Source organism: Ningiella ruwaisensis, from assembly GCF_004798935.1.
In the GTDB taxonomy this organism is placed as follows: domain Bacteria; phylum Pseudomonadota; class Gammaproteobacteria; order Enterobacterales; family Alteromonadaceae; genus Glaciecola; species Glaciecola ruwaisensis.
The window spans coordinates 1-23,062 of record NZ_RAHT01000011.1 but is presented as its reverse complement, the minus strand read 5'-3'; the positions used below and the strand labels follow the sequence as shown (position 1 = coordinate 23,062).

The 23,062-nt window shown below is 42.9% G+C and carries 18 protein-coding genes; 7 read left to right on the top strand and 11 right to left on the bottom strand.

Annotation, left to right across the window (positions count from 1 at the left end; translation table 11 throughout):
• Positions 1-219: 219 nt before the first annotated feature.
• Both nagZ and D6V41_RS17095 read right to left on the bottom strand, forming a co-directional pair.
• Complete coding sequence (gene nagZ, locus D6V41_RS17100) at positions 220-1,275, bottom strand: beta-N-acetylhexosaminidase (RefSeq protein WP_136252769.1); 1,056 nt, start codon at positions 1,273-1,275, stop codon at positions 220-222.
• A 50-nt stretch (positions 1,276-1,325) separates the two neighbouring features.
• Positions 1,326-2,567, bottom strand: a complete 1,242-nt coding sequence (locus D6V41_RS17095) for an anhydro-N-acetylmuramic acid kinase (protein WP_136252768.1) — start codon at positions 2,565-2,567, stop codon at positions 1,326-1,328.
• Between the two features lie 357 nt (positions 2,568-2,924).
• On the opposite strand from D6V41_RS17095, the gene D6V41_RS17090 reads away from it, so the two are divergent.
• Together D6V41_RS17090 and D6V41_RS17085 are read left to right on the top strand one after the other, a co-directional pair.
• On the top strand, positions 2,925-5,636 hold the full coding sequence (locus tag D6V41_RS17090; RefSeq protein ID WP_179952569.1) for a TonB-dependent receptor plug domain-containing protein: 2,712 nt from the start codon (positions 2,925-2,927) through the stop codon (positions 5,634-5,636).
• A gap of 144 nt (positions 5,637-5,780) precedes the next feature.
• Complete coding sequence (locus D6V41_RS17085) at positions 5,781-6,518, top strand: GntR family transcriptional regulator (RefSeq protein WP_168711073.1); 738 nt, start codon at positions 5,781-5,783, stop codon at positions 6,516-6,518.
• A 22-nt stretch (positions 6,519-6,540) separates the two neighbouring features.
• Here the strand turns inward: D6V41_RS17085 and dkgB are convergent, their stop codons facing one another.
• Both dkgB and D6V41_RS17075 read right to left on the bottom strand, forming a co-directional pair.
• The gene (gene dkgB / locus D6V41_RS17080) at positions 6,541-7,350 is read right to left on the bottom strand and encodes a 2,5-didehydrogluconate reductase DkgB (protein ID WP_136252766.1); all 810 of its coding nucleotides are present in this window, start codon (positions 7,348-7,350) and stop codon (positions 6,541-6,543) included.
• 81 nt (positions 7,351-7,431) lie between these two features.
• Positions 7,432-7,989, bottom strand: a complete 558-nt coding sequence (locus D6V41_RS17075) for a redoxin domain-containing protein (RefSeq protein ID WP_136252765.1) — start codon at positions 7,987-7,989, stop codon at positions 7,432-7,434.
• A gap of 325 nt (positions 7,990-8,314) precedes the next feature.
• Between D6V41_RS17075 and D6V41_RS17070 the strand changes: the two genes are divergently transcribed.
• The gene (locus D6V41_RS17070; protein WP_136252764.1) at positions 8,315-8,560 is read left to right on the top strand and encodes a hypothetical protein; all 246 of its coding nucleotides are present in this window, start codon (positions 8,315-8,317) and stop codon (positions 8,558-8,560) included.
• Between the two features lie 20 nt (positions 8,561-8,580).
• On the opposite strand, the gene D6V41_RS17065 is transcribed toward D6V41_RS17070, so the two are convergent.
• Both D6V41_RS17065 and D6V41_RS17060 read right to left on the bottom strand, forming a co-directional pair.
• Entirely contained in the window at positions 8,581-9,450 is an 870-nt protein-coding gene (locus D6V41_RS17065) for a LysR family transcriptional regulator (protein WP_136252763.1), read from the bottom strand.
• Positions 9,451-9,904: 454 nt separating this feature from the next.
• Positions 9,905-11,134, bottom strand: a complete 1,230-nt coding sequence (locus tag D6V41_RS17060; protein WP_136252762.1) for a serine hydrolase domain-containing protein — start codon at positions 11,132-11,134, stop codon at positions 9,905-9,907.
• Between the two features lie 261 nt (positions 11,135-11,395).
• Here D6V41_RS17060 and D6V41_RS17055 point away from each other — a divergent pair, with 261 nt between their 5' ends.
• The gene (locus D6V41_RS17055; RefSeq protein ID WP_136252761.1) at positions 11,396-11,851 is read left to right on the top strand and encodes a methylglyoxal synthase; all 456 of its coding nucleotides are present in this window, start codon (positions 11,396-11,398) and stop codon (positions 11,849-11,851) included.
• 48 nt (positions 11,852-11,899) lie between these two features.
• The gene (locus tag D6V41_RS17050) at positions 11,900-12,586 is read left to right on the top strand and encodes a hypothetical protein (RefSeq protein ID WP_136252760.1); all 687 of its coding nucleotides are present in this window, start codon (positions 11,900-11,902) and stop codon (positions 12,584-12,586) included.
• On the opposite strand, the gene D6V41_RS17045 is transcribed toward D6V41_RS17050, so the two are convergent.
• Together D6V41_RS17045 and D6V41_RS17040 are read right to left on the bottom strand one after the other, a co-directional pair.
• Entirely contained in the window at positions 12,557-13,381 is an 825-nt protein-coding gene (locus D6V41_RS17045; RefSeq protein WP_136252759.1) for a gluconate 2-dehydrogenase subunit 3 family protein, read from the bottom strand. The genes D6V41_RS17050 and D6V41_RS17045 overlap by 30 nt on opposite strands.
• Positions 13,374-15,098, bottom strand: a complete 1,725-nt coding sequence (locus D6V41_RS17040) for a GMC family oxidoreductase (protein WP_241664586.1) — start codon at positions 15,096-15,098, stop codon at positions 13,374-13,376. The genes D6V41_RS17045 and D6V41_RS17040 overlap by 8 nt, the downstream gene beginning before the upstream one ends.
• A 212-nt stretch (positions 15,099-15,310) precedes the next feature.
• Here D6V41_RS17040 and D6V41_RS17035 point away from each other — a divergent pair, with 212 nt between their 5' ends.
• A complete protein-coding gene (locus D6V41_RS17035; protein ID WP_136252758.1) occupies positions 15,311-17,494 on the top strand; it encodes a prolyl oligopeptidase family serine peptidase in 2,184 nt (727 codons plus the stop codon).
• Between the two features lie 62 nt (positions 17,495-17,556).
• Positions 17,557-19,635, top strand: coding sequence for a S9 family peptidase (locus D6V41_RS17030; RefSeq protein ID WP_136252757.1), 2,079 nt, complete (start codon positions 17,557-17,559; stop codon positions 19,633-19,635).
• A 715-nt stretch (positions 19,636-20,350) separates the two neighbouring features.
• On the opposite strand, the gene D6V41_RS17025 is transcribed toward D6V41_RS17030, so the two are convergent.
• The 3 genes from D6V41_RS17025 to D6V41_RS17015 form a co-directional block, all read right to left on the bottom strand.
• Positions 20,351-21,055: a hypothetical protein gene (locus D6V41_RS17025; protein WP_136252756.1), complete on the bottom strand. Its 705-nt coding sequence runs from the start codon at positions 21,053-21,055 to the stop codon at positions 20,351-20,353.
• Between the two features lie 85 nt (positions 21,056-21,140).
• Positions 21,141-21,425 (bottom strand): hypothetical protein, encoded by a 285-nt coding sequence (locus tag D6V41_RS17020; RefSeq protein WP_136252755.1) that lies wholly within the window; start codon positions 21,423-21,425, stop codon positions 21,141-21,143.
• Between the two features lie 453 nt (positions 21,426-21,878).
• A complete protein-coding gene (locus D6V41_RS17015; RefSeq protein WP_136252754.1) occupies positions 21,879-22,811 on the bottom strand; it encodes a toll/interleukin-1 receptor domain-containing protein in 933 nt (310 codons plus the stop codon).
• Positions 22,812-23,062 lie beyond the last annotated feature (251 nt).

The window sequence follows — 23,062 nt, the reverse complement described above, 5'->3', positions numbered from 1 at the left end:
ATTACTGCATGATTATAACCACATCCAGATGCATCACAACCTCAAAGTCATGAATATCCAATATTTTCCTGTTGCGTATATATGACAAAAGCAGTCTGACAGATTAGTTACTGATGATATATAGCGGTAAATCAAACAAAACCTACAGCAATTTCTAAATAATTGGGTATGAACATCGATACCAACAAATAAATCTTTAGTTGCATGCTAGAGCACGCTCTAGTCTGTTGCTATGGCATGCGTCGCAAAAATATCGCTCATTTCAGCCAGTACAGCTTCATTGTCAATTTCATTGGCTGGCTTTGAAGCGCTTTTACAGGCGTTTATATAACGCTCCAGCGCGCGTCCACTCAATACTTCAAGTGAAGCCGAGAGATCTTTCAAATCTTCGAAGCGACCGCTACACTGTAATACAAGATCACAGCCCGCCGACAGCGCATTTTTTGCTTTTTCATAGGTGCTACCTTGTAGTGCATGCATATCAATATCATCGGTCATAATGAGTCCGTCAAAATTGAGGTGTTTCCTGATAACATTATTGATAACTTTGCTACTCAAGGTTCCAGGCACGTTTTTATCGATATCGCTGTAGAGAATGTGCGCCGTCATCAACATAGTTTCCTGAGAAAAATGAGCAAAAGGAAGAAAGTCCCACTCTGCCAAGCTCTTAAGTGAATCGTCTACTCGAGGTAATGCTTTGTGACTATCCAGTGTGGCGCGTCCATGCCCGGGTGCATGTTTAATAACAGGCTCTACACCACAGTGCTTAAGACCGGCAATAGTCGCATGCCCCAGCGCGATGACTTGCTCAGGTGAATCACCTAATGCTCTGTCAGTAACAACGGTAGACGCGTTTTTTTGAGGGATATCAAGCATTGGCGCACAATTAACGTTTATACCCATTTTTTTTAGGTCATCGCCAATGAGTTGGTAGTTGAGTTCACATGCTTTTAGGGCAGCTTGTTTCGAGCGCTGATACAAAGCTGCGAAGCGTGTTGGACTTGGAGGAATACGCCAGTGAGGTTTTGGCAAACGCGACACCCTCCCGCCTTCCTGATCGATTAGGATGAGAGCGTAAGGATTGTCAGTTATTTCCTTAAACGAATTCGTAAGCTCCCTCAATTGAGAAGGAGAGTCTATATTGCGGGCAAACAAAATCATGCCCGCTGGTCTGATTTCTTTAAATAGCGCACGTTCGTCAGTGCTAAGTACCGTGCCCGATACGCCAACAATTGCGTTGGTAGGAGCGGTATCGAAATTAAGATTTTGCGCCATTTAAGCCTTCTCTCTTTTGCAATTAATCATATATAAAAAATCATGTGCAGTTAATCGGGGAAGCTAATTTTGCCCATCGTAACCGCAGGCACTGCAAGGTCTGACGGATTGATAGAAAACATATCTCTAGCACTTTGATCTGCACTTAGCGTTTCATTTGCCAGTAAGGCGAATAATACCGCTTCCTTTGCATCGGGGTTGATGTCAAAAGCATCAGTGGTATGCAGATTTACGCCTTTAAACTGCACCTGCAGTTTGCGATAAATACTTTCCATTAACACGGGATTGTGGATCCCTCCTCCGCTGCTATAAATATGCACATTGTCTCTGTGAGAAAGGAGCGCACATATCGCATTTACTATCGTAATTGCGCTAAATTCGCATAAGGTTGCCATTACATCCTCATGCCGCAACTCCATCTTTGGATTTTCATGCGTCACTTTAGCAATTGCTGCATCTAAAAAATGCAAATTAAACACTTCCGGGCCTGTTGTTTTTGGGAATCCTAAGGCAAAAAATGGATGGTTCAACAGTGCATTCAACAAAGCTTTATTCACTTTTCCTTGTTTGGCAATCCTGGCATCTTTGTCGAATTGCAAATTGTTAAAAGAGCGCTGGATATACGCATCCATCATTGTGTTGCCCGGACCAATATCGCTGCTGATAATGGTATCTAACTTCGCATCTTTAGAAATAAAGCTTAAATTCGCAATTCCCCCTATATTCAGCAAAACACGATCTTCTTCTGGAGAATGAAATAACAAATAATCGCCATACATGACAAGCGGAGCACCTTGACCGCCTGCGGCAATATGCTTTTGCCTAAAATCGCTTAGGGTAATGATATTTGTGCCAAGGGCGATATGGTCACCATCACCAATTTGTAAGGTGGAATTTTCGTACTGCGCTTGCTGATGTTGAATTTTAGGGCAGTGATAAACCGTTTGCCCATGACTGGCGATGATATCAATTTGCGACGAAGTATAGCCAAGTTCTGCAATGGCTTGATTAACTAATTTAGCGTGGTAGCGGCCAACCCAGGCATTTAGCAGACAAAGCGTTTCTAAGTGACCGTCGGGCTTGGCAAAAATAGAACGGATTTTGGTCCGATACTCTTGATCATAATCGAGTGTTGTAAAATCCAGTAATTCACACTCAGTATGTTTGCCGGCGCCCGATATCTTACAAATTGCAACATCTAGTCCATCTAAAGATGTACCACTCATAAGACCAATAATGATTCGGCTAGGTTTAGCACTGATCTCATAAAGCTTTTTAATATGTGGATGCATTCTCTATTCCGTTGCAATGGCAAGTTGACTGAGTGACTTATCTTTTAATGACGCTCTGGCTTACTTATGGGATATTAAAGACCACTCAAGCGTACCACTGATAAATTACTGAGGTCAATGGAGCTATCATCTTACAAATCAATGAATAAATGTTCGTCCAAATCATCAGTTAGTTTAAATTTTAAACAAAAGACTTGTTGACAGGTACTTAACAAGCACGCTAATTTAATACCAATATAATACAAATTTAAAAGTTTTGTGTTACTTGGTCCAATATTAAGGACTCGTCATGTTCTGCAAATTAGCCTTGAGAGCTAGGTAACACGCATAATAGTGTAATAAAAAGGGACGACCATTATGAAATTTCCACGTAAATCCATCAGCCAGTCTGTCATGTTAGCGCTTTCGTCTATCGCCATCTCAACTATGGTAGCCCCAATTGCGTTTGCCCAGAGTGATAGCGAAGAAGACGAAGCAGAAACCATACAAATAACGGGCTCACGCATAGCTCGAACGGAGCTTGAGGCAACCAGTCCCGTATTTACCGTTAGCGAAATACAGCTTGAAATGGACCAGGCGGTGACGGTTGAAGACATTGTTCGCAAACTGCCTCAAGCGGCAGCAGGTGCCAACTCGACAGGGGCAACAGTGGGCGATTCTCTGGGATCTTCTACTATTGATTTGCGAGGCTTAGGTCAAAATAGAACACTGGTATTGGTCAACGGTTCCCGAGTAGTACCTTTCAGCTTCAGAAACGCTGTGGATGTGAACAGTATTCCCGCTGGTCTTATAAAACGTGTGGAAGTATTAACGGGTGGCGCGGCTGCGGTCTATGGTGCTGATGCAGTGGCAGGCGTGGTTAACTTTATTCTGGATGATGAATATCAGGGATTTGAAACCACTGCAGGTTATGAATTCACCGATGGTGGTGGTGAAACCTTTAACATTGATGCAACCATGGGAACAGCAATAGATAACGGTCGGGGTAATATCACTGCATACATCGGCTATACAAAACGTGAAGAGCTGCTTGCTGGAGAAAGAGATTTTACTGAAAACGGACCCACCCTTGTGGCAGGAGTTGGTGGTAACTTTAGCGATGTAACAAGTGGTAATAGCTTTGCTTTTACCGAATCGGGTAATCTGGTGGACGATGCTCAATTTGTAAACATCACACCACAACGTTATTTGATTCAACCCATTGAACGTCTGACCGGAAACGTCTTTTTCAACTACGAACTTTTCGAAGACAAGATTGAAATGTATGGCCGTGCAATGTTTACTCAGGTTCGGGTAACTGGCGCTGGCTCTACTGGTCAAACACCCGTTACCGTGAATGAACAGGTACTTATCAATAGCGATAATCCTTTTTTAACGCCCGCTATCAGTGATTTGCTGACCTTTGATGCAGACGGAAATGCCCTTGTTTCTGTGCAAAAGAACTTGGGATTTGGTTTACAGGAAACGCGCACTGTGCGCGACACTTTACAATTTCAGCTAGGGTTCAGAGGAGATATCACTGATTTTATTGGTTGGGACATTTACGGACAATACGGCCGCACTGACGGTACAGCAAAAGTCTACAATAATGGTATTCGCACTGATTTCCAAAGCATAGCCGATACGCGCAATATTTTTGGTCCAAGCGACCTGCGAGATCTGTCTTCTACCTTAATTCATTCCAATCGTGAGCGCATTCAGTCGGTTGTGAACTTGACAATATCGGGTGATTCCAGTGATTTCTTCGAATTGCCGTCTGGGCCAGTTGGCTTTGCTTTGGGTTATGAATATCGAGATGAAGAGGGTGTTCAAACCCCTGGCGCTGCGCTTGCCTCAGGCACGGCTTATGGTTTAGGCGGTATCTCTGCGATAGATGCTGGATTTGATACTAAAGAATGGTATGCAGAAGTCTTGGTTCCGGTATTAAGTGATTTGCCATTTATCAAAGAGCTTTCTGTAGAGGGTGCTTACCGCCACTCAGATTACTCCAATGTGGATTCTGCCAGTACGGACAAAATCGGCCTAAGCTGGGCAATTACTGAAGATTTAAGATTTAGAGCTACGCAGCAAAGTGCCATTCGAGCACCAAATTTAGGAGAGTTTGCTGGTCCGGAAGTGGCCTTGTCTTTAGCTTTATTTGACCCCACAAGTCCTTCGTTCATTCCTCGTTTAGGGGGTCGCTTCGATGGCGATCCATGCCTGGACGGAAGAGGAGATAGCGCGCAGTGTGCACGACTTGGTGCTGCCGCGCCGGGGACGCCATTTGATACCGCTCAGGCTATCTATACCTTTGGTGGAAACGATATGATCCAGCCAGAAGAATCGGAAACCACAAGCTATGGGATTGTTTATACGCCTGAATTTGTCGATGATTTGGATATTACCGTAGACTACTACGATATTGAAATTACCGATGCGGTGAGTCAAATTCAGCCCATAGCTGCGTTAACGAGCTGCTATATAGACGATCCAGTTGAAGGCAATCCGCTTTGCGGCGCAGTGCTTCGGGACCCATCCACAGGGCTTATCAGCCAGACGCTCGTGAATGATTTTAATCTCGCCGTGTTATCTCAGTCGGGTTTTGATATTGGTGTCAGATATGGGTTTGGTGATTTAGGCGAGTATGTAAAAGGCTTGCAGATAAGCTACCAGGGCAACATTGTTGATGAACAAAGCCGGCAAAATAACGCAACGGTTGCTGCGCTGGATTGTAAGGGAACCTTTGGGACTTCTTGTACAGGTGATTTTGCCAGCATTGTGCAAGCAGACTATCGTCATAGAGCGTGGATTGATTTTTCAGTTGATGCTGTCGACATTCAAATAGGTTGGCGCTTTATTGGAGAAGTAGATGCAGCGCTTGACGACAGCATCAGTATCGATTCTCAAAGTTACATCGACATTGCCGCTACCTACAAGTTTGCAGAAAAATATGAACTGACTTTTGGTATTGATAACTTATTTGACGAAGAGCCGCCTATACCTGAGGCTGGTGGTAACTTTTTCGGTACGGTGAGCGATTACGATGTGATTGGTCGAACAATTGGGCTAACCTTCAGATTCAGACCATAGTTTTCGTTGAGCTTGTATTAAAATCCGATTCAATTTGCCTTGTTGCCAGCGTATTGACCGAGAGTAGGTAACAAGGCATGCTGAGTTGAGACTTGGTAAGCATTTCATCCGACTTTCAAGGGGACCGGTATAAAAGATCTTTTTTTGAACGACATTGGCTCCAATTGGAACAAGCATTCACCCTTGTATCAGCAATTGGCGAATGATCTGCGAAAGCGTATTTTAGGCGGGCAAGTCAGCAGCGGTGAAGCGATTCCGTCTGAGCGCATATTACAAGATCGAACAGGCGCTTCTCGCGTTACCATTCGAAAAGCCATTGATCAATTAATCGAAGAAGGCTTGCTGTTTAGACGCCAGGGTGCGGGTACGTTTATTAGCGATCGCATTGAGCATAAAGGGGAAGATCTCTCCGGATTTACCGATGAAATGCGTAATCTGGGAGTAGATCCAAGTTCAATCTGGCTTGTCAAAGTTTATGCAGAAGCAACACAAGAAGAAGCTGAGGCCTTAAAACTAAAAACAGGTGCTAAAGTCTGTCGGCTTGGCCGCGTTCGCTTATCGAACAATACGCCAATGGGCATCGAAAATGCTATTGTTCCAGCAAATTTTTTACCCGACCTAAGCACAATATCTGATTCCCTATATCACGCACTAAGTCAGCAGAATTGCGCCCCAGTGCATGGAAAACAAAAAGTCACAGCTTCCATCGCCTCCCCGACGGAGGCTGGCCTATTATCCATTAGGGAAGGCGATCCGGTACTTCGAATCGAACGTTTTACCTTTTTGCAAGACAACACCCCGCTTGAATTTACCCGAAGTGTGTATCGTGGCGATAAATATGTTTTTACTTCTCAGCTTCAGAATTTTGGTAGAGCCTGGTAGCTCAAAACAGTATTGAAACGCGCTAGTCCCACTTAGGTGCAAAATCAGGGTCAACAATCCTGTCTTGATGGTCAATATTGTCTATTCGAGCAATTTCCGCATCGGTCAACACAATATTTTTTGCCGCCAGATTATCCGCCATATGTGCTTTATTTGTAGATGATGGAATGCTAATCATCAGTTTCATATTTAACCATGCAAGTGCAATACTCGCTGGACTGGTATTTTTCTGTTCTGCCAATTCTTTTAATACTTTGTTTTCCATCACTTTGCCCACCGCAAGCGGCATGTAAGCGGTAATTAAAATATTTTGCTTTTGACAATATTGCACTAATTCATGGTTGTTAAACAAGGGATGCACTTCAATTTGATTGGTAAGAATTTGTCGTTCACCCAGAATTTCGATGGCTTTATCGATATGTCCTTTAGTAAAATTGGACACTCCTATATTTTTTGTAAATCCCTCCTGTTTGCATCTTGCTAACTGCTCCAGATACTCTGTCATGGGGACTTCGTTTTCAGGAGAGGGCCAGTGGATTAGAAGTAAATCTACAGAAGAAACTTTTAAGTGGTCCAGACTGTCCTGTACACTATCGATAAACTTTTCTTTTTTAAAGTTATCAAACCACACCTTAGTAGTAAGAAAAATTTCATCACGAGGAATATCAGAGTCTTGGATCGCTTGACCCACTTTATCTTCGTTTTCATAAATCTGTGCAGTGTCAATGTGACGAAACCCAACATCTAACGCGTCTTGCGTCGCTTTGTATGCTTGGTCACCTTTTAATCTGAAGGTACCAAAACCGGAGCTTGGAAGGGAAAGATTTGTCATGGTTACTCTCCTTTGAAATTTATTTATCTAACAACATTTGCCTATTAATGGCATCTGTGAGAATGCATTGCGCGCAATGGATCAATTGTGCTCATACTCCCCTCTAATTGGGTAAACATTTTCCTGAATATGTTTTATTCCAGCTAATAAAGTATCCACTTTAGGCCGTATAAATGGCGCATTAGCGACGTCAACAATTTGTACCTGCCGTTGAGGATTGACTACAAACAATGCAGGTTCGGTAAAAACATGATCCGTTTCAGATGCTGACATTGGCGACGATAAGTAAAGTCCAAAATGTTTAGCTACATCCAGCTTTAGGTTGGCATAGACTGGAAAGCTCACGTCAGAAATTTTTTCCTTGTAAAACTGATTCAACTGCTCAACGCTGTCTGTAGAAACGGCAACAAGTTTCACATTCAGTTTTTCAAATTCATTCTGCTTATTTGCCAGTTCATTCAGGTAATTGGCGCAGATGGGGCAGTGTTGGCCTCGATAAATAACAATTGCGTACCAGGTATTTTCTGAACGGCTAAAGTCACTTTTAATTTTGGGAATAAGCGATACTTCTTCAGAGTCTCGCGTGCTCACCTGGATGTCAGGAAATATGCTGCCTGGTTTTGCATCAATGCTACTCATGTTTACTCCTCTTTCACGCTAATTAATTTGCAAGTCACCCGTAAGTTGCGAGAAGTGTTCCAAAAGCAATTTACTGTTTTTAAACAATAAATTTAATGGCGAAGCGTTTTTATGATGCAAAGTGCGTAATTTGTGCATGCTGCTGTTACGCTATTGCAGACGAATTTGCCATACTGCCTAAAACGCCTTGGGGCTATCAGCCCTTGGGCGAATAATTAAGACTTTATTCGCGCAATAATTTTTGCGCTCAGGAATAAATTAATTTGCTTTTCGTTATCTGTAATTGGCGTTATGTTGCGCGCGTTTCTTTCACTTGGAGAATACAATGAAACGCTTTTTGACAGTATTATTTGCAAGCGCCTTAGTTTCGTTTGCCCCTGCTTTTTTAGCGCAAGCCGACGACCGCCCAGTCGCTGAAGAAGATGTAGTTCTTGAACTTAAAACTTATTGCCAAGACATCGCAAACGATGAGGGCACAGACGGTATGTCACTCGACCAATTTTTGTTGGATTGCGTGAACGAAGAATTAGAAGCCGAAGGTTATCAACCAGTTACACAACTACCTAATTAATCGCTTTAATTATCCGCATATCAATCACAAACAAGGAGGTTTGTGATTTCATCTACACAGGGGTGTCGCCCTTCCTTCAAGCGAACCAGATAAAGCGTTAAGCCAAAAGAGCATTCTTTTTTGTTAAACTTTTCGGTGTGCCTATCTCCTTGTTTTTCCAGGCGCTTGATTAAAATATCAGGCAGGATTGCTCGTCCGTCGCGTTCACGAAGAAAATCAATCGCTTGTTCAACGCTATTGGTTTTAAAGCGTGCATGCTTAAATTCGGGCATGGCGCCTAGAATGCGATCGCAAAGTTTTTGGCTCCACTCAATATGCACATTGTGCATATTTTCGTTTTCACCGTCATTTTCCTCGGCAGGCTCGACCAAATAAAGTTTGAGTGTACACAATTCGATGTGTTCGACATCTCCTGACTTGAGCGTTTCGCTTGTCACTGCAAAATCAATTGTCCGCTCGTGCAAGTGTCGAGAAAGCTGCTCACTGCTGAGTGTATCAACCCGAAAACTCATGCTTTGGTCGTGTTGTGAAAGTTTGAGCATAAGAGAATGTTCCAAACATGCGGCTGCGTTAGGTGTTATCCCAAAAGCCAAAAATGCTGCTGCTTGTTCATTAAGTGCATTGCGCGCATTGTTTAATCCATCCACCAATGATTTTGCATATGGCACTAATTTCTCGCCGGCCGGAGTTAACTGAATGCTATTACGAACACGAAAAAACAAAGTTGTATTAAAATGTTCTTCAAGTTGTTTAATTCGGGCACTGACCGCCGCAGGTGTCAGATAGAGGTTTTCAGCCGCTTTACCGAAGTGTCGTGTGTAGGCAACCTCTAAAAAGGTTGAAAAGAATCGTACATCCACAATGTGTCTCAGGTTAAGTCTTTGCAACAAATTACGATCTTTGTCGTAAAAAGCAAACAAGTTTTTGTAACACAGGAGAAAGGCAAGTGAGTGAAATGAAGCGCTAGCCTGAAGTCAGAGAAAGTGACTGAGCTTCAGACTAGCCTAATTAATCTTATCCTTGGCGTGCCATCCGTTTGAAATTGGTCTTCGCTTTTTGTTTTGCGAGACGCTTTTTATCGCCAATGTTTCGATGTGAATTGTCAGCATATTCGGCTGGCTCATCATCGAAGCCGTATTCTTTTTTGTTAAATCTATAATCCTTGCTCATATTACTTTACCAAAGTTTATACAGGTCGCTGTTTAACACGATTAAATTGGTTGCGACGTTATTATGAGATGACAATCAGTCTTCTCATTTGCGTAATATCGGTATTACTGAGCAAAGTGCAATCAATAAATTTTTACTTTCAAAACAAAAAATATTAATCACAAAAAGAAGATATTAATCATGAGCTTGCAAAACAAGGCTGACAAGCTCGCCAATTTTACTTGGCTCTAACCAACGCGTTACAATAACTAAATTACGCTTTTTATCAATGACAATAAAATTTCCGCCAAATCCCGCCGCATAAAAGATGTCCTCATCCTCTACCTTTTCCCACTTGCGAGGACCGCGGTTTAGCCACCACATGTAACCATAACTTTCATTTGCATTTGATGGACGTAAAGCCTGTCGAAAATAGTCTTCAGAAAGGATAGGCATATTATTCCAGGTGCCCTCATGCAGGGCCAAAAGGCCAAATCGCGCTTGGTCATAAGTATTGATAAACACACCTCCACCGGAGTGTCCTCCGCCTGTCACTGACTTCATCTTTAAGCCATCGACTGTCACCCAGGCATCATCATAACCAAACCAGCGCCAGGTAGTTGAAGCGCCTATTGGGTCCATGATGCGTGTTCTAAGGACGCGCGGAAGGGGCTCTCGAAACACATGAAGAAGTGAATAGGCGAGCACGTTGACTCGTACGTCGTTATACTCCATTACGGTATCTGGTTCATATAGCTCTCGATATTTCCACTGATCGATACCACCCTCACTTGGCGGCCTGTCTGCCCAGTCCTTTATACCAAAGAGGCTGCCAGACCAGTCTGAGGATTGATTCAGCAAGCTGTGCCAGTCGATTTTGCTATTGTGCTCTCCAACAAAGGTATCGTCCCAGACATATTCATTTACCCGGTCTGAAAAGCTGCCAATGAGCTTTTTGTCTAGAGCCAGACCAGCAAGCGATGATAGGTAACTTTTTGTCACGCTGAAGGTCATATCAACACGTGATAAATCACCCCACTTGCCAACAATATATCCATCTTTGAGAATAAGACCCGCGGGTCCGCCTCGTTTTTTGGTTGGCCCAAGAATTTCATGAAAAGGCTCACGTTCAAAACCTTTTAAAATAGCGATACGCAAGTCTCTAGAGCCAGAATATTCATTCTCATTTGCGAATGTAATTGCTTTATTTAGCGCATTTTTATCAATACCCAGCTCGTCAGGTGCTTTTTCAGCCCACTCTCCCCGTGGAGGAAAGTAAGACGCGCTGTTTTGATTAACTTGCCTTGCAATGGCGTGAGTGGAGACTAATAGAGCAGTGATAGTAATACACGTGAAAAAGAATATGTGAGTTAAGGAGTCACTTCTATTTAGGTGTTTATTCTTTTCAATAAATTTAATTTTCATGCGCTTATCCGGTTAATTTCTAGCATTTTTTTACAACAACCAATCAATGGGTAAAGCGCAGGCACTTAACATGAATGCGCTTAATAGGATGAGTAACTTGGCTAAGGGCTTGTGCATTATGCTTTTCCGTTGTCGCGTTAGGGAATTGTACTCGTTTTTCCTGAACTTTATGAAATAATGTTTGCTATCAATACAGCAAGGGTCAACCTGCCTTATTTAATTCAGGATTTAGGCCATAACATTTTAACGAGAGTCAGTCACATGGAATTTATACACAAAACGGCACCAAAAAAGAAACATATTGCGCTGGTTGCGCACGATCATATGAAAACAAAACTTAGTGATTGGTGTAAAAAGCACTTCGAGGCGCTTAGTGAGCAAGCGCTATTCGCGACAGGCACAACCGCAAGCAAGATATCGCAAGAAACGGGGTTGGAAATTGAAGCCTTATTAAGTGGTCCACTTGGTGGCGATCAGCAAATAGGAGCTCGGATTGCTGAACAGTCCCTGGATATGCTCATATTTTTTTGGGATCCATTGGCATCCATGCCCCACGATCCAGACGTAAAAGCATTACTTCGTATTGCAGCGGTGTGGAATATTCCGGTGGCTTGTAACCCGAGCAGCGCAGATTATTTACTCACATCCCCCTTGCTACAGTCGCAGTACGATTATCTTGTGCCTGACTATGCAGCCTATCAGCAAGGCAGGGCCTAGTATAAAAATAGAGTGTGTATAGATAAATGAGTTAAGGATATAAATGCCATGAAGCCTTATCATATTGCGCTTATTTGTGTATTGCTACCGCTTTTTACTGTGCATTTGACCTGGTTGATTTCAAGCACCATGGGTAATTTAAACATGTGCAATCCCTATTGGTCGCATTGCCACTCGATTAGCGCAACAGGGCGTCAAGTACCAGAATTTTTTGTATTTAAAGCACTGATGATACCCACAGCCGTTTGTATGGCCGCATACTGGTTTTTATTGAAGATATGGATTGATAAAGTGTCAAATGGGGCGCTAACGATTCGTTTGATAACGAGTTTAGGCTATATCGCGTCTGCGGCTCTTATTGTTTACACCGTTACGCTAGGTGCAGAGGATGAGCCGCAAGCACTGGCAAGACGCATCGGCGTTATTCTATATTTTGCCTTTTCGGCCTTTGGACATTTACTGCTGCTGCAAAAACTTAAGCGCATAAATATCGCATCATTGGGGCTTAGTAATGAACGGAAGTTCATCTATCGCATCTGCGCGATGCTGGTGATAAGCGGTATTGCCAGCGCCATTGCCGGTTTTTTATGGGAGGGCTGGGATAACTGGGAAAACGCCTATGAATGGTGGTTCTCCTTATTGATGATATCGCTTTTCTACTGGGTTGGCCGCATGTGGCAAAAAACGGGCTTTACGGCCATATTTTCACTTGCTTCGATACGAAAAGTCACTTAAACCAAGTTTGTTAAGCACAGTGTCAAGGTGGGCATAAGCTTCTTCTGTTGGGCCGGGATAATCTCCCTGTATCGGTACGTTCCCCATATAACCTATATCTTTCATTCCGGTTGGCGTTGTAAAAAAGGCAGCAAGCACCAGTTCTCTTAAGCGCGCAAATGCCTGACTTGGCCGAATAAATGCCTCAGAAGTGTTTTCGTTTAAATAAGCGATATCATCAATTATCTTAATTTGCTCGTCACGCGACAGGTCAGTAAAACCTGTGGCTTCACCTTTATCATGCTGAGATTCAGTTCTTAGTTTTGCTTCATCATCGAGCCAGGCAAAAAGGTGCATAATGATGTGTCTGTCGCTTTGCTGCCATGCGTAAGGTGCACTAATCCATTCATTGATAACGGCCTGCACATCAAGCTCGGCGGCCGATGGAATATCGCCTTCCTGTGGAACAATGATATCGCACAGTACTGAGCATAAACCTTGCTCACTTTCTGTCATTATCAGCGGCCAAGGGTTTGATGGAGGAATGATTAAATTCGGATCTTTACCATAGCCTTTGGCATTAACGGGTGAAAGGTGTAACTTTGGCCAGTGACCGGCATGTGTGTTTTGAGCATGTGTTTGCTCAAAAGCAAAAGCAAGCGCTGAATTTGTCGCAGCTAATCCGGCAGTCACTAATAAGCCCAAGCACTTTAATGACTCGCGGCGGCTCATTCTGCCAGAGACGCGAAAGCCGCTATCGACGGCTTGAACAGTTTGAGAATCATTATTCTTGTTTTGGTTTTTGTCGTTAAGCATGAGCGGAGCCTTGAATTTGAATCTGTTTGCGGGCAGTCAGTTCTTCAGCCAGTTTTGAAGCGTTTCTCATCGCAAGCGTCATGATGGTTAAGGTGCAGTTTTTGTGAGGGTTTGATGCAAATACGCCCCCGTCCATCACATACAAATTATCGCAATCCCAGGTTTGCCCCCATTGATTAGTGACTGAATCTTTTGGCGACGTGCCCATTCGAGTTGAGCCGACCTCGTGAATAATTTCTCCGCCTTTTTTAATTGCCTGCTCGGGTGGAGGCAAGTCTCCCACTCTCGCTCCCATCGTTTCAAATAGCAGCTTTGCCGTTTTCAGGCCATGATCAACCTGTTTCAACTCATGTTCAGACCAGCGCCAGTGGAATTTAACCACAGGAATGCCCCACTTATCCTTCACTTTGTCATCTATTTCCATAAAACAATGCTCGTTTGGCACCATTTCACCGCGTAGTGACAAATGCACATAGGTGCCATAGTTTTCTCGGGCAATTTGTTTAAGACTAAGTCCATAGCCTTGCAGATCCCCAGCAACACCGGCGCCTGGCATCCTAAACCCGCTTCCAATTTCAAAATGATAGCCTCGCGGAAAGTCTAGTTCGCCTTTTTCCTGCGCCTTATGGCCCCACCAGGGAATAAACAAGTGATTCGCGGTATGGCCATCTTCGTTATATCGCGGGCGATTTTTTAATAATGGCACTTCCACACCCATATCAGCACCGGTGGAGTCCATGATGTTTTTTCCAACTTGAGTACTGGAATTGGCAAGTCCCTTAGGATGATGTTTACTTTTTGAATTTAACAAAATTCGGGCCGACTCGCAGGCACTTGCGGCAAGGATGACATTTTTTGCATGGGTATGGTGCGCTTTTCCAGAAGGCTTTTGAATATATTCAATACCTGTGGGCCTGCCGTTTTGGTCAACGTTTACAGTTTTCGCCATCGCGTTGGTAATAATGGTTAGATTACCCGTTGCTTGTGCCATGGGGATTAATGAGGTGGTTGTTTGAAAGGCTGCACCAATTGAGCACCCTCTGCCGCAAGGCGTTGCGTAAAAGCAGGCAAGCCTGTTATCTAACGGGCGCGTTAATACCGCTCGATGCATCGGCGCAAGCTCTATTCCATGCTTTTTAGCAGCGGCTGCCACTAATAGTTCAGGGATGCGTGGTTTTGGGGGCGGCTGTAATACGCCCTCCCCTGAGTCTGGCATATCGTCAAGGCCAGTATTTGTGCCGCAGACGCCAATAAGCGCTTCGGTTTTGTCATACCATGGTGCAATATCATCGTATTCAAAAGGCCAATCCGCGCCAAGTCCATCACGGCTTTTGCCTTTAAAATCGTGATGAGAAAAACGCAGTGAATATCGTCCCCAATGGTTTGTACGCCCACCGAGCATGCGCGCCCTCCACCATAAAAATTCAGTGTCGTCAGCTGTGGTGTATGGCTCGTCAGGCACCTGCCAACCGCCGTCTACGGTTGCATCATAAAAACCGAAATCCTTATCTGAATTGCCACTACCCATTAATGGCGCTTGTGCATTGGTATTAAACATGGGCGTTTCAGTTTTCGGGTTGTAATCCCTGCCGGCTTCAAGCATCAGCACTTTATGGCCGGCTTTACACAGCACATACGCTGCCATTGCACCCCCTGCGCCGGAGCCGACGACAATCGCATCATATAACATACCTTGCTCAGATGAGGGTGCATTCATAGCGTTTTCCTTCTACATTTGTTAACAGGATGTTATGTGGGAATGGGGGATAAGGTCAATGCTTTACTGCGCGTTTGCCAATAATGTCATTAAGATCACAGGTGGTGCATTACTTAGACATCCTATGTCTAATAGTTGTTAAACCAACCAAAAGTGAATAGAGTATGTAAGGTATTACAATAATAAATCTCAACTTTATCGACGGAAACAATATGCAAAAAACACTGCTTAAATTTAGCTTAGGCGCGGCCGCGTTGTCATTTGTACTTGCCTGCACACCCGGGCAGGATAACGAGAGTCAAAGCAAAGTAGATGCGCCTCAGCAAGAAACATCAAAGGATATCTCAGTGACTTACCCAGTAACGCGTAAATCAGATGTAGTGGATACTTATTTTGGTCAAGAGGTTGCTGATCCCTATCGCTGGTTAGAAGATGACAGAAGCGAAGAAACGGGTGAGTGGGTAAAAGCACAAAATGAAGTAACGCAAAGTTATTTTCAGCAAATTCCCTATCGTGAAGAAATCTCGGCGCTTGTTAGAGAACTGATTAATTACGAACGCATTTCAGCACCGTTTAAACAAGGTGAATATACCTACTTTTATAAAAATGATGGCTTACAAAATCAGTCGGTCGTGTATCGTCAAAAAGACGGTGGCGAGCCTGAAGTGTTTATTGACCCGAATACATTTTCTGAAGATGGTACCGTATCACTGGCTGGTTTGGCGTTTTCAGAAGATGGCAGTTTAGCTTCATATCAAACCTCAACAGGAGGTAGCGATTGGCGTACCGTGTATGTGATTGATACCGAAAGTATGGAGCAAATTGGTGACTCATTGGTCGATGTGAAATTCTCAGGAATGTCGTGGTACAAAAACGAAGGGTTTTATTATAGCAGTTACGACAAGCCAGCAGGCTCTGAATTAAGTGAGAAGACAGACCAACATAAACTTTATTATCACAAGATAGGCACCCCACAATCTGAGGATTTAAAAGTATTTGGCCATACTGAAGATGAAAAACATCGCTACGTTGGCGCACAAGTGAGTGAAGACAATCGATTTTTGTTTGTGTCGGCAGCGAACTCAACGTCTGGCAACCGCGCTTTCTTAAAAGACTTGAGCAAAGAAAACAGCGGCTGGCTTACCGTGAAAGACGATATTGCATCAGACGTTTACATGCTAACAAGTAAAGACGATACCTTATTTTTAGTGACAAACGAGAATGCGCCAAATACCAAAGTAGTATCGGTTAAAGCGGATAATCCAAGCGTTGAAAACTGGCAGGATGTGGTACCTGAAACGGAAAACGTACTTGTGCCAAGCACTGCCGGCGGCTTTATTTTTGCTGAATACATGGTCGATGCCATTTCAAAGGTTTATCAGTATACCTTGGAGGGTGAGCAAGTGCGAAGCATCGAGCTTCCGGGCCTCGGCAATGCAGGGAGCTTCGGCGGGAAACGTGATGATGAACAAACCTATTACACCTTTACCAATTACACAACGCCCACCACCATATACGAATTGGACATTCAAAGTGGAGCATCAAAGGTATACAACAAGCCTGCAACGCAGTTTGACGGCAGTCAGTATGTATCAAAGCAGGTGTTTTATACCTCAAAAGACGGTACAAAGGTACCAATGATGATCACTCACCATAAGGACACCGAATTAAACGGCAAAAATCCCACCATTTTATATGGCTATGGTGGCTTTAACATCAGCTTGAATCCAAGCTTCAGCTCAACCGTCGCCGCTTGGTTGGAGCTCGGTGGTGTGTATGCCGTGCCAAATATCCGAGGAGGCGGTGAGTACGGAAAAGCTTGGCATCAAGCGGGTACGCAAATGCAAAAACAAAATGTGTTTGACGACTTTATTGCCGCCGCTGAATATCTTATTCAAGAAAACTATACCAGTAGCCAATATTTGGCCCTTCGAGGCGGTTCAAATGGTGGCTTACTTGTTGGCGCAGTAATGACGCAGCGGCCGGAACTTGCGCAGGTCGCACTTCCTGCTGTAGGTGTGTTGGATATGCTCAGATACCACACTTTTACGGCGGGCGCAGGATGGGCGTATGACTACGGTACATCTGAACAAAGCAAAGAAATGTTCGAATATCTTAAAGGATATTCACCCGTACACAATGTGAAAGGCGTTGAATATCCAGCGACCCTGGTTACTACGGCCGACCATGACGATCGCGTTGTGCCTGCCCATTCATTTAAATTTGCAGCGACCCTGCAAGAGTATCAGCAAGGCTCGAATCCGACGCTTATACGCATCGAAACTGATGCAGGGCATGGCGCAGGTACACCTATTAGCAAAACCATTGAACAATTTGCCGATATTTACGGCTTTACCTTGTGGAACATGGGAATTGAAAGCTTAGACGAATTGTAAAACGCGTGATAAGCAAGTCGGAATGTTTTTAAAGAATAACGAGAAATTCAACGGAGTTTAGTATGAAATTTTTAAAAGCGAAGCAGGCAAGCGTAGTTGCTGCTGCAATATCCATGGCATTTGCAACGAGCGCTGTTCATGCCAAGGAAAGCTTCGAAATTGAGCACCTTCCAAAAGTGCAGCATGCCGCAAATGTCACTGTATCGCCTGACGGTAAAATCACAGCCTATACTTTATCGGTGCCGCGCGACATTCTTGCAGGCGATGAAGACGGCACGCCAGATACACATTTGTATGTTATCCGTGAAGGTCAAAAACCGCTCATGTTCGCTGGTGGACATGGCAGTATTTCTGGTTTGCAGTTCAGTAGTGACAACAAGCATTTGTTTTTTAAAAGTAAACGCGGGGACGACAAGCACACTTCGCTTTATTCCATTGCTTTAAGCGGCGGAGAAGCTCAAAAGCGATTTGCGTTTGAAACTGATATTGGTGATTACGAAGTTGCGCCCGACAATCAAACGCTTTATTTCGTCGCGCTAAGCAAAGACGAAAAGAGCGAAGATAAAAAAGACCTTCAGGACAAAGGTTTCAAGGCGGTCGTTTATGAAGAAGATCAGCGCTTGGCATCACTATGGTCAGTAAACCTGAACGATGCAGAAGCCTCTGCAACGCAAGTATATGCTGATGGCCATGTTTCAGACTTTGATTTATCTGACGATGGTAAGCAACTTGTTGCTGCAGTAGCGCCTACTAATCTGGTTGATGATTCGCTGATGCAGCGCGATTTGTATTTTATTGACCCAAACTCTGGTGAAGTAAAATCCAAAATCGATATCCCAGGGAAATTAGGAGATTTTGTATTTTCACAAGACGGTGATCATCTTGCGTTTTTAGCAGGAACCGACATTCATGACACCTCTGCAGGCGTGCTGATGGTGGCGAAAACTAACAGCGACAGCTTTACGCAGCTGACCCCGCAGGCCGAACAACATATCATGGATATCGATTGGTTAGACGATGACATTCTTGCTGTGGCTCACAGAGGTGTTGAAAGTGCACTTGTTGTGTACGAAACCGATGGTGATGAAAAACGCGTGCTGAAAACGCCAGATGACATTGTTGTGCGTGATGTCGATGTAGCAGATGACGAGATACGTTTTATCGCCGATTCGCCCAAGCATCCCCGTGAAGTGTTCAGTCAGGATCGTAATACCAGCAAAAAACTTTCGAATCATAACGCATGGCTTGAGAATATCGCGTTATCGGAGCAAACAACCTTTAGCTATACAGCACGCGATGGAGAGATGATAGAAGGTTTGCTGATATTGCCCAATGGCGAAAAACCCGCAGATGGCTGGCCGTTGATGTTACAGGTGCATGGTGGTCCGGAGGCTCATTATTCAGATGCTTGGATCACGCGTTATTCCGACGGTGGACAATTTGCAGCCGCTGATGGCTACGCGGTGTTTTACCCGAATTACCGAGGCTCAACCGGGCGTGGAGTTGCATTTGCCAAACAACATCAAAACGATTATGCAGGCAAAGAGTTTAACGACTTGGTCGATGGCGTTGATGCACTTGCTAAAGAAGGCATCATTGATAAAGACCGAGTGGGAATAACGGGTGGCTCCTATGGCGGTTATGCATCAATGTGGGGCGCGACCGCTTTGTCTGAACACTTTGCTGCAGCGGTTGCCTTTGTTGGCATATCCAATCAGGTTTCGAAGTTCGGTACAAGTGATATTCCTAACGAGATGCATTTGGTGCACTCGCTGAAGTGGCCTTGGGAAGATAACTGGATGAACCTGATTGAGCGTTCGCCAATTTTTCATGCAGGAAAAAGCACAACACCCACTTTAATTATGCATGGAGAAGAAGATACGCGCGTTCATCCTAGCCAATCCATGGAGCTTTACCGTTCTATGAAAGTGCGCACCGACACACCGGTTCGTTTGGTATTTTATCCAGGTGAGGGACACGGTAATCGAAAAGCAGCAGCACAGTACGATTATTCTCTTCGCTTTATGCGCTGGATGGATACTTACTTGGCTGAAGACGCAAGCAGAGACGCGCCTATGCCACCGTTTGATTTAAACCTTTCAGAAAAATTAGACGGCGACAAAGATAAAAAAGCGGATTAATGGGTAATCGAATTAGCCATCTATTTTGGTAAATAAGCAAACGCCTAAGCTAAAACTTAGGCGTTTTCATTATTGTTCAATTTTAGACGTCAACACAATTAGTGAACAGTCAAAATCATCAGTTGGTTAAAAGCTAATGTTTGGATATTTAAGAAATGGTGCTTCGAGACAAAGCTAACGCTTGGGCTATTCTCATTTAGCCTGACTATTCAATAATTTGTAGCTCTGGTTTGGGCGTGAAGCGGAAGTTGGCTAAAGAGAAGCAAACGACAGAACTGAGGCTAAATCTGTTCAATGGCGGTCGTTCACACAAACCGTTATCAATACGTTTTCAGCGATAGTAATGGTATAAAGAATAAATCCAATTTTGAGCCCGTTACGACTTTTTCTTAGATGCATTTTTTTGTTTGTACATACAAATATGTGGTGTCTAGGCAATCAGTAGTGATTCAGATTCAAGTAGAAAATACAATACAGTTTGTAGTGAAAAGTTTATTGTGCATTTTGTGTACAATACACAATTAGAGAAATATGTAAAACTATTCCATTGCACAACTCAAGAAAGCGATGCTGATTTTGAAAAAGGTTGAAGATTTAGAACTCGAATACGTTTAACAGGACAACATTATCCCGTAGCAGAGATGTATTGATGATTCGAAATAGTTTTTAGCGAATGTTAAATTTAGAAAAAACCTCAAAATTCGATTAACTAGCATTATTTTTTAGTATAAGAATCAAGAATCCTGCAAAGATCTTCAATGTTTCTTAACGTTTCATGCATATATTCTGGTTTCATTTCACGCTGGCCTTGGTGAACGACATTATTTCTTTTTTGAATTGCATCCCAACATGAGCTAATTAGTTGCTTTTGCAGAACAGACTCAGGGAAAAGCAGAGGGAGAAGAAAACTGACTGAACCAGAAAACCCTAAGTGCTTAATTTGACTTCCTATCCGACTAAAATTTACACGGTCAGAACATGAGTCTAATTTTAACGATGCAATATCAGTGTCTTTACCGAACCGATTCAAACTGATTTCTAGTGCTGTGATAGCATCGATCAAGCTCCCTCTTGTTTTACCAATTTCAAGAAGTTGACGAGCATTTGATAAAAGTTCAAAAGCCAATTGGGGGCGCTTTGACTCTTGTAAAAATGTTTGCAAGTCTTCCCATTCACTTTCTTTAATCGCCGCTCCTTCAGGTGGTAAATGGCAATCAATCTGAGTAGTGTTGGAAGGAACCCAGCTAAACCAATTTCCGCTATCAATTTTTGCTTTAGCTGGATGTTGAGCCGAGAAACTGCCTAGTCGTTTCACATCATATTTATGTTCGGATAACCAAAACTGTCCCTTCACGTTTCTTGCGTAAGAAATCACCCTATTAAACATATCATTTGCAATGCTGCCAGTGTTTCCGCCCAATTGCTCATATTCTTTCCTAAGTTCTGCATAATCCGAATCTTCGGGTCTAATACCTTAATGTTTATTTCGCGTCCAATCCCTATCGTTATATAAAATCTGCCAGTTTTTTATTTATTCCGTCTATGATGACTTCAATAATCATTTTGCCTACTTGTAAGCCAAGAGATTTACTAATAATTTCATCCGTGATGTCACCGATTTCTGTTATGCAAGATTTATCAATCCGAACAATTACTGTTGTCGAGTCAGAAACGATAATAATAGCGTGATCTTCACTATCAGGAATCCAGCGATTGAAATGAAGGCTAGGTCCTAAATCATATTCTGAATGTAATCTCATTTCATACTTTATAGTTAGCGTCGCGCTCATTGTTTAAATCCAGTCAAGTACTAATTTTTAGATTACTAGCTAGTATAAACAACGCGGATGTTCTATTGATAGTCGATTTTTTGAGCAGCAAAACGGGCCATATTAGTGGTAACTCTGACTTTTATGAAAAGTAAAAGGGTATTTTTAAGTGACAACTCGATAGTAAACTCTTGAAACTAAACCAAAGCTCAATGGATTAACTTTTTATGGCTATTTGCCTTCTAGCGTTGAAATCTACTACACGTGCGTCTAGAAAAAAATCAGTTTTGTGCAAAAATTGGTTTAAATATTAACTCTACAGGAGACTTTTGATGTTCATTAGCCGCCGCTCAACTATCGCCTATGCGACGCATGATTTGTAGAGGAACTTTTAAATATGTAGCGAAGGGAAATGTCAATTGCACCAAAAATTGTGTGTCCGAAGCGGCAGCAGCGACTGGTATGAGACCTTTGTTAGCTGCCGACAGATGAAAAGTTTGGACTACCATTAGTTTGAATAAAGTATTCAAAGGTTATTTCATCGTACTCGTAACCACGGGTATCATCTTTTATATCTAGTATCTTGATTGCTGCAAAATAGCCGTTTCTATTTTGAATTACTGCTATCTGGTTTAATTTTGGTCTTCTAACCCTCGATGACCCGTCATAATCTCGTGCATCTAGTATCTGAGAGATTTCCAACTTGTCTTTGACAACCGCAACCGTTTTGATACTGCTTGGATCGTTAAGAAGTTGAATGTTGTCGTTACTAGATTTGTAAAAATTAAGTTCGAACATTAATGCATCTTGTCCAATGTAGTATCGCCCATTATTATTTGAGTAATCAAATGTGACTTTTCCACGCACCGACGGAGATATATATCTCTCAGAGTTAGGTAAAAATTTTTGTTCTGAAAATGCTTTTATATTCTGAAATGGATTTTTACCAATAGGCGGAATTGGCAATATTGGTTCGTCTAGCAACTCACGCAACAGTTCCTCATAAGAACTTTCGTGTTTTAAATCTTCTTCGAAGCTGACATACATTCTTCCTTTGAGAAAGATTGGCGTTTTATCAATATTTTCGACTGATTTCACAATGGGTATAACCCAGTTTTTATTAAGGTCCGACATCAATTCAGCTGTAATAATTTGCTTCTCGTAACCTACACCACCCGTAAACCCGTTTGCCTTCTGATTGTAGATATCAGTGCAAATACACAAGACTCTCGAAGAGGATGATAAGCCTCTTTCCATAAAGGATGCTAAATCACTTCCAAGTTTTAGATTCCACCTATCCAATAATATATTCACACCATTAGAGCGTAATCTGGTTGCAAGCTGCAAAACCCAGTTTTTATGAGCTTCGCTATCATGTGAATAAGATACAAAAACCGTTGGTTCCATATATAGTAATCACTCCATAAAGTAGCAGCCTACCGAGGCATCTTACTAGGCTGTAGAAAAACTAAAATACTAAATAAATTTCGAGCTCTAAGCTGCTTGTTTCTATAGTTCGGAGGCAAATCCTATATCACATTCACGTAGCCTTACTGTAAAAGTATATAAATTAAGCATTTTTTCAAGGTGAAACTCAAAAACCACTTTTTCTTTTCCATTCGACACCTCTTCTGTAATTTAATGCTACCTCTTAAAAT